This is a genomic window from Arthrobacter sp. AOP36-A1-22, assembly GCF_052377615.1.
In the GTDB taxonomy this organism is placed as follows: domain Bacteria; phylum Actinomycetota; class Actinomycetes; order Actinomycetales; family Micrococcaceae; genus Arthrobacter_H.
In genome coordinates, this window is sequence record NZ_JBQSWX010000024.1 from 45,865 (window position 1) to 53,098 (window position 7,234).

The window sequence follows — 7,234 nt, forward strand, 5'->3', positions numbered from 1 at the left end:
ACGGAAATCCCGGCGGTCCACGGGGCATCCTCGGGCGCCGATCACCCGGCCACTGCCCCTGTTTTCGCCCCGGATCTGGACTACGCTCGAGGCATGACGTGCAGCACCAGCTCCCAGTCCGCAGCCGACCCGGCCACCGGGGGCAAGGCTGCGGTATCCCTGGGCATGCCCGGCATCCCCGAACCGGGTGCCTCCGGCCCCCAGGACTCCGGGGATTTCGTTCCCCCACCGGCGCCGGGCGACGATCCGCGCCTGCTGGACCGGTTCGGACGGGTGGCCACCGATCTACGCATCTCCCTGATCGACAAATGCAATCTGCGCTGCACCTACTGCATGCCCGCCGACGGCATGGCCTGGCTGCCGGCGGAACGCCTGCTGACCGCCGGGGAGATCCGGCGGCTGGTCCGGATCGCCGTGGACATCCACGGGGTGCGCGAACTGCGCCTGACCGGCGGGGAGCCGTTGATGCGCAAGGACCTGGTGGACATCATCGCCGGGCTGCGCGCCGACCACCCCGACCTGCCGATTTCAATGACCACCAACGGGGTCGGCCTCACGGCCAGGGCCCGGGCCCTGGCCGAAGCCGGACTGACCCGGATCAACGTCTCGCTGGATACCATCCATGCCGAGTCCTTTAAGAAACTCGCGCGGCGCAACTTCCTGCACAAGGTCATCGAAGGCATCGACGCCGCGGCGGACGCGGGCTTGTCCCCGATCAAGATCAACGCGGTCCTGATGCGCGGCATCAACGACCTGGAAGCCCCTTCGTTGCTGGCCTGGGCGCTCGAGCGCGGATTCGAGCTGCGCTTCATCGAGCAGATGCCCCTGGATGCCGATCACGGATGGACCCGGGACGACATGGTCACCGCCACCGACACCCGCGAACTGCTCGGCGTCGATTACGACATCACCGTGGCCCCCGAGTCCCGGGACGGGGCACCCGCCGAACGCTACGAGGTCCGGGCCAAGGGCGAACCGGATACGCTGCTGGGCACCGTCGGGATCATCGCCTCGGTCACCGAACCCTTCTGCGCTGATTGCCGGCGCACCCGGATCACGGCCGAAGGCAGGATCATGAGCTGCCTGTTCTCCCGGGAGGAAACCGATCTGACCGCCCTGCTGCGCTCGGAGGCCACCGATCAGGACATCGCCGACCGCTGGCGGGCCGCCATGTGGGCCAAACCGCGCGCCCACGGCATGGACCACACCGGTCTGGGGGCCGAGGACTTCGTCCAGCCCGACCGTTCCATGAGCGCCATTGGAGGATAAGTGAAGGTCAGGTTCTTTGCCGCTGCCGCCGCCGCTGCCGGGGTGAAGGAGTTGGATGTCCCGCTGCAGGACATCGAGCACGACGGCGGGACGCTGGCGGCCTTGCTGGGCCACCTCCCGCACGCGGTCCCCGCCACCGGTGCGTCGGGACCCCCGTTGCATCGCGTGCTCTCCCGCTCCAGCTTCCTGGTCAACGAGATCGGCGCCAGGGACGAGTCGCGTCCCTTGGCCGACGCGGATGTCATCGACGTCCTCCCGCCCTTCGCCGGCGGCTAGGGACCGCTTTCACCCCGCCACCACCCATGCACGGCCGGCGCCGTCGTGCCCCAATTCGCCGGCATCACCCGAAAAGGCGGGCCGGTCCCGGGGTGTCCTCCCGGTGACCGGCCCGCCTTCTCGGGTCGGGGTGCGGCGGCCCGCAGGCTGCCGCACCATCCGCTACTGGCGCATGCCATCCCTCTTACTGGACCCGCCGTAGTTCTGCGAGGAACCGACGATGTCGCCGGACTTCCACTGGTCCCAGCCGGGCTGGTCCTTCATGAAAGCCTCGATCTCGTCCTTGGTGGCCTCGAGCTTGGGGTCATGCTTGAGGTACCAACGGGTCTCGCGCACGATCAGCCCGGAGAGGACGATCAGACCGATGAGGTTCGGCAGAGCCATCAGTCCGTTCATGACATCCGAGAACGCCCAGACGACCTCGAGCTGCACCGTGGCACCGATGAAGACGACCAGGGACCAGACGACACGGAACGGCATGACCGTTCGGCGCCCGAAGAGCTTTTCCATATTGCGTTCGCCGTAGTAGGACCATCCCAACAGGGTGGAGAAGGCGAAGAGCACCAGACCGATCGTCACGACCCAGTGGCCCCATTCCCCCGGCAGCCCGTGGCTGAAGGCCTCGCCGGTCATCAGTGCCGCGGAGATCTGTTCCCCGGATTCCGGATCGGTTTCGCTCCAGGCACCCGTGGTCACGATGACCAGGCCGGTGAAGCTGACCACGATGATGGTGTCGATGAAGGTCTGGGTCATGGAGACCAGGCCCTGGCGGACCGGGTGCGAGGTCTGCGCTGCGGCAGCGGCAATCGGCGCCGAACCCAGGCCGGACTCGTTGGAGAACAGGCCGCGGGCCACACCGAACTGGATCACGATGATGATCGCCGAACCGGTGAAACCGCCCACCGCTGACGTGCCGGTGAAGGCGTCGGTGAAGATCAGGCCCAGGGCCGCGGGAACCTGGCCCAGGTTGGCCAGCAGGATGTAGATGGCACCCAGGATGTAGAAGACGATCATCACCGGGACCAGACCGGCAGTAACGCGGCCAATGGATTTGATGCCGCCGACCAGGACGATCATGGTCAACACGGTCAAGGTCAAGCCGGTGAGCCACAGCGGGGCACCCCAGCTGCTCTCGACGTTGGCGGCAATGGCGTTGCCCTGGGTCATGTTGCCGATGCCGAAGCTGGCCAGGACGGCGAAGATGGCGAAGGAGAGCGCCAGGATCTTGCCGAACGGCCCCTTGATGCCGCGTTCGAGGTAGTTCTGCGGGCCACCTGACTTTTCACCCGCGGCATCGGTGCCGCGGAAGCGGACGGCCAGGAAGGCCTCCGAGTATTTCGTGGCCATGCCCAGCAACCCGGTAATCCACATCCAGAACAGGGCGCCCGGGCCGCCGATGCCGATGGCCGTGGCGACACCGACGATGTTACCGGTACCCACGGTGGCCGCCAGAGCGGTGGTCAGCGCCTGGAACTGGGAGATATCCCCCTCGGTGCCGGGATCCTTGCGCTTCAGGATCCCCAGCCGCAAGGCGGCACCCAGTTTCAGGAACTGCAGCCCCCCCAACCTGATGGTCAAATACAGCCCTGCCCCCAGAAGTAAGGGGATCAGCAGGAACGGGCCCCAGACGATACCGCTGATATCGCCCAGCACCTCCGTCACGCCATTCAAATTCATGGTGGATCTAACCTTTCAACAGCTATGCGAGTGTTGGGTGTGAGTGATGAAGTTCACACATATGCCACAGCATAGTTTGTCGAACCTGTTTCCGGGCAACAGGTGGCGGCGTGGCGGCCTAGTAGCCGAAGTCCCCGGGCGTGTCGAAGGGGCCGACGACCGTGACCGTTCGAGCTCTGGAGGCCAGTTCGCGGGCCAGCGCCTGGACGTCCTCGACGGTGACGGCCCTGACCCGGGCCAGCGATTCGTCCAGGTCCTGGAAGACGCCGGTCACCAGTTCGGCTCGACCCAGACGGCCCATGCGTGAGCCCGGATCCTCCAGCGCCAGGACCATGCCGCCGGAGAGCTGGCCGACGGCCTTGCGCAGTTCCTCCGGGCTGATCCCCTCGGCGGCCAACCGGTCCAGTTCCTCCCCGAGCAGCCCGATCACCTGCCCGGTCTTGACCGGGGCGCAGCCGGCATACATGCCGAAGTATCCGACGTCGGAATAGGCGGCGGAGAAGGAGTAGGTCGAATACACCAGGCCGCGCTTCTCGCGGATCTCCTGGAACAGGCGCGAGGACATGCCCCCGCCGAGCACTGCGTTGAGCACGCTCATCACGTGGCGTCGCTCGTCGGTGGCGACGATGCCCGGGCAGCCCATGATGATGTTGGTTTGTTCCACGGGACGGCGGATGACGTCGATGGTGTGTTGTCCGCTGACGGGCACCGGTTCCGTGCTGCGCCGGGGTTCGGGGGCGGCCCCCTCCTCGAGCGTCCAGCCGGAGGCACGCAATGCCTCGATGACTTGGTCGCAGACTTCGTCGTGGTCCAGGGACCCGGCGACGGTGATGACCAGTTCGCTGGGTTTGTAGAAACGACGGTAGTGGTCCAGTACGGCCTCGCGGCCGATCCCCAGGATCGCTTCGGGGGTCCCTCCGATGGGGCGGGCCAGCGGGTGCTCCCCCAACACTGCGGAGACGAAATGTTCATGGGCGACGTCGCCGGGGTCGTCGCCGTCCATGGCGATCTCCTCGAGGATGACGTCGCGTTCCTGCTCGAGTTCGCCGGGATCGAGGACGGCGGAGGTGATCATGTCCGCGATGATGTCGATGGCCAGCGGCAGATCCGCGTCCAGGACGCGGGCGAAGTAGCAGGTGCTTTCCTTGGCGGTGGCGGCATTGGATTCGCCGCCGACCTCGTCGAAGGCCGTGGCGATGTCCATCGCGCCACGGCGTGAGGTGCCCTTGAAGAGCAGGTGTTCCAGGAAGTGGGTCGAACCGTGTTGGCCCTCGACCTCGTCCCGTGAACCGACACCGACCCAGAAGCCGATGGTGGCGGAGCGCTGTCCGGGCATGGCCTCGGTCAGCACCCGCACCCCGCCGGGGAGGACGGAGCGGCGCACCAGCGCCCCTCCGGCCTCCCCGGCCAGGATGGTTGGATCCCCGTACTCGATCGGCGAGCCGGCCTCTGAAGCGCCCTGCTCAGCGGTGTACGGGAACATTCCCGAGCCGTGAAGCGGCAAAGGAATCAAAGCCATGGGTGGTACTCGTCCTTACGCGTCGACGGCCGAGGCTTCGGCCTCTTCAGCCACGACGGGCGCCAGGGAGAGCTTTCCGCGGTCATCGACCTTGGTGATCTCCACCTGGAGCTTCTGGCCCACGGAGACGACGTCCTCGACGTCCTCGACGCGCTTGCCACCGGAGAGCTTGCGCAGCTCCGAGATGTGCAGCAGGCCGTCCTTGCCCGGGGTCAGGGACACGAAGGCGCCGAACGTGGTCAGCTTCACCACGGTCCCGAGGTAGCGTTCGCCGACCTCCGGAACCATCGGGTTGGCGATCGCGTTGATGGCGGAACGGGCGGACTCGGCGGACTCGCCGTTGGTCGCACCGATCAGCACGGTGCCGTCATCCTCGATGGAGATGTCGGCCCCGGTGTCCTCCTGGATGGTGTTGATCATCTTGCCCTTCGGGCCGATGACCTCGCCGATCTTATCCACGGGGATCTTCACCGAGATGATGCGCGGAGCGAATTCGCTCATCTCATCCGGGGCGTCGATCGCGGAGTTGATCACCGAGAGGATGTGCAGGCGTGCTTCACGGGCCTGTTTCAGCGCGGCGCCGAGCACGGAGGCCGGCAGGCCGTCGAGCTTGGTGTCCAGCTGGATGGCGGTGACGAACTCCGAGGTACCGGCGACCTTGAAGTCCATATCGCCCATGGCGTCCTCGGCACCGAGGATGTCGGTCATCGCCGCGTAGCGGGTCTGGCCGTCAACCTGGTCGGACACCAGGCCCATGGCGATGCCGGCCACCGGGGCGCGCAGCGGCACACCGGCGTTGAGCAGCGACAGGGTCGAAGCGCAGACCGAGCCCATGGAGGTGGACCCGTTGGAGCTCAAGGCCTCGGAGACCTGGCGGATCGCGTAGGGGAATTCCTCACGCGTGGGCAGCACCGGCATGATGGCGCGCTCGGCGAGGGCACCATGGCCGATTTCGCGGCGCTTGGGCGAACCCACGCGGCCGGTCTCGCCGGTGGAGTACGGCGGGAAGTTGTAGTTGTGCATGTAGCGCTTGCGCGTCACCGGCGACAACGAGTCGATCTGCTGCTCCATCTTGAGCATGTTCAGCGTGGTGACACCCATGATCTGGGTTTCGCCGCGCTCGAAGATCGCCGAACCGTGCACGCGGGGCAGGACCTCGACCTCGGCGGTGAGCTGGCGGATGTCCGTCAGTCCACGGCCGTCGATGCGGACCTGTTCGGTGAGGATGCGCTGGCGCACGACGTGCTTGGTCACCGCGGCGAAGGCCTTGGAGACCTCCTTCTCGCGGCCTTCGAACTGCTTGCCCTCGGCGGCGAGCTGCTCGACGACCTCGTCGCGGTAGGCGCTGGAGGCGGTGTCGCGCTCCTGCTTATCGGCGATCGCGAAGATCTCCGTGAGCTTGGCCGATGCGGCGGACTCGACGGCGGCGTAGGCGTCGTCCTCGAAGTCGCGGAAGACCGGGAACTCGACGGTCGGCTTCGCGGCGCGGGCGGCCAGATCGGCCTGCGCGTCGCAGAGGACCTTGATGAACGACTTGGACGCCTCGAGGCCCTCGGCCACGACCTCTTCGGTCGGGGCGGTGGCGCCGTTTTCCTTGATCAGGTTCCAGGCGTGGTCGGTGGCTTCGGCCTCGACCATCATGATGGCGACGTCGTCACCGCTCACGCGACCGGCGACCACCATCGAGAACACGGCGTTCTCCAGCTGGGAGTGCTTCGGGAAGGCGACCCACTGGGCACCGTTTCCTTCGTCGACCAGGGCAACGCGGACGCCGCCGATGGGGCCGGAGAACGGCAGGCCCGAGAGCTGCGTGGACATCGAGGAGGCGTTGATGGCCACCACGTCGTACAGGTCGTCCGGGTTCATGGACAGGATGGTGACGACCACCTGGACCTCGTTGCGCAGGCCCTTGACGAAGGCCGGACGCAGCGGGCGGTCCATGAGGCGGCAGGCCAGGATGGCCTCGGTCGAGGGGCGGCCCTCGCGGCGGAAGAAGCTGCCGGGAATGCGGCCGGCTGCGTACATGCGCTCTTCGACGTCCACCGTCAGCGGGAAGAAGTCGAAGCCCTCGCGGGGGTGCTTGCCGGCCGAGGTGGCCGAGAGCATGGACGTGTCGTCGTCGATGTAGACCATGGCAGCGCCAGCTGCCTGCTGGGCCAGACGGCCGGTCTCAAAGCGGATCGTGCGCGTTCCGAACCGGCCATTGTCGATGACCGCTTCTGCGAACTGAATTTCGGGACCCTCCATGGAGAGTCACCTCCGTTTCTGTTGTGGCGCAGGCCCAGCCGATCCTCTCCTCCGGTTCCACCGGAGGGGGCACCCGGTCTTCGATCGAGGCCCACGGGGTTGCCGGCGTCGTGCCGGATTCCCGTAAACCACTACCGAGGACCGCGAATGTCCTTGATGGCTGGCTTCCTGCGGTTTTCATTGGTGTTGGCGGCGTGGGGCCTCGGGCCCCGTGCCCGGAAGCGGGCCCCCCGCGGGGGGGCCGCC

Annotated in this window: 5 protein-coding genes; 2 read left to right on the forward strand and 3 right to left on the reverse strand. The window is 67.0% G+C overall.

Going from position 1 to position 7,234, the window contains the following annotated elements; translation table 11 throughout:
- The first annotated feature begins 165 nt into the window (after window positions 1–165).
- Entirely contained in the window at window positions 166–1,269 is a 1,104-nt protein-coding gene (gene moaA, locus ACT3S2_RS13170; protein ID WP_444554649.1) for a GTP 3',8-cyclase MoaA, read from the forward strand.
- Window positions 1,270–1,545: a MoaD/ThiS family protein gene (locus ACT3S2_RS13175; RefSeq protein ID WP_444554625.1), complete on the forward strand. Its 276-nt coding sequence runs from the start codon at window positions 1,270–1,272 to the stop codon at window positions 1,543–1,545. It abuts the gene before it with no gap.
- Between the two features lie 162 nt (window positions 1,546–1,707).
- Here the strand turns inward: ACT3S2_RS13175 and ACT3S2_RS13180 are convergent, their stop codons facing one another.
- From ACT3S2_RS13180 to ACT3S2_RS13190, 3 genes are all read right to left on the reverse strand, one after another.
- Window positions 1,708–3,222, reverse strand: a complete 1,515-nt coding sequence (locus ACT3S2_RS13180) for an alanine/glycine:cation symporter family protein (RefSeq protein WP_444561797.1) — start codon at window positions 3,220–3,222, stop codon at window positions 1,708–1,710.
- A 118-nt stretch (window positions 3,223–3,340) separates the two neighbouring features.
- The gene (locus ACT3S2_RS13185) at window positions 3,341–4,741 is read right to left on the reverse strand and encodes a M16 family metallopeptidase (protein WP_444554627.1); all 1,401 of its coding nucleotides are present in this window, start codon (window positions 4,739–4,741) and stop codon (window positions 3,341–3,343) included.
- 15 nt (window positions 4,742–4,756) lie between these two features.
- Window positions 4,757–6,988 (reverse strand): polyribonucleotide nucleotidyltransferase, encoded by a 2,232-nt coding sequence (locus ACT3S2_RS13190; protein WP_444561798.1) that lies wholly within the window; start codon window positions 6,986–6,988, stop codon window positions 4,757–4,759.
- Between the last annotated feature and the right edge of the window lie 246 nt (window positions 6,989–7,234).